The organism is Pseudomonas sp. 05N434 (genome assembly GCF_056396965.1).
Map to the genome: position 1 here is coordinate 1 of NZ_JBFTMK010001004.1, position 707 is coordinate 707.

The following is a 707-nucleotide window of genomic DNA, read 5'->3' on the forward strand; positions in this document are numbered from 1 at the left end:
ATCGTGGTCAGTGCTGCCTATGGCTATGACGATATCGATAAGTGGTATGACGTGGCATTGGGAAAGGAGCCCGGCTTCATTTACAGCCGGATGAGCAATCCCACTGTCTGCGTCTTGGAAGATAAACTCTGTGAGMTCGAAAACGCAGAGTCGGCCGTAGCTTTCAGTACCGGAATGGCCGCGATCAGCGGTGTACTGCACACCTTCCTGTCCTATGGGCAGCGTGTGATATCTACGCGTGACAGCTACGGCGGTACGAACAAAATTTTTGAGGAGTTTCTTCCACGCATGGGTGTGGAGGTAACCCTTTGCGATACGCTCGACACTATGGCGCTTGAGCAGGAAATCGCTAAAGGCTGCAACGTCCTGTACCTGGAAACACCCACGAACCCAACGCTGAAAATCGTTGATATTCGGCGCCTTGTGGCAGCGGCCAAGCGAGTGGGCGCTWTGGTTGTTGCGGACAATACATTCGCGACGCCTCTGAATCAGAACCCGCTCGCCTTAGGCGTTGATGTGGTTGTGCACAGCGCGACCAAATTCCTGTCCGGTCATGGTGATGTCCTCGGTGGTGTGGTCTGCGGCGCCGAGCATTTGATGTCTCAAGTTCGCCATTACCGTGAAATCAATGGTGCCTCGCTGGATCCTTTTTCGGCGTATCTAATCATCCGAGGCATCAAGACTCTGGCTCTGCGTGTTCGCCAGCA

At 54.0% G+C, this 707-nt stretch carries 1 protein-coding gene; it reads left to right on the top strand.

Annotated elements, in window-relative coordinates:
• A partial coding sequence (locus AC1DLB_RS31360; protein WP_477786450.1) for an aminotransferase class I/II-fold pyridoxal phosphate-dependent enzyme occupies positions 1–707 on the top strand: 707 nt, incomplete at both ends.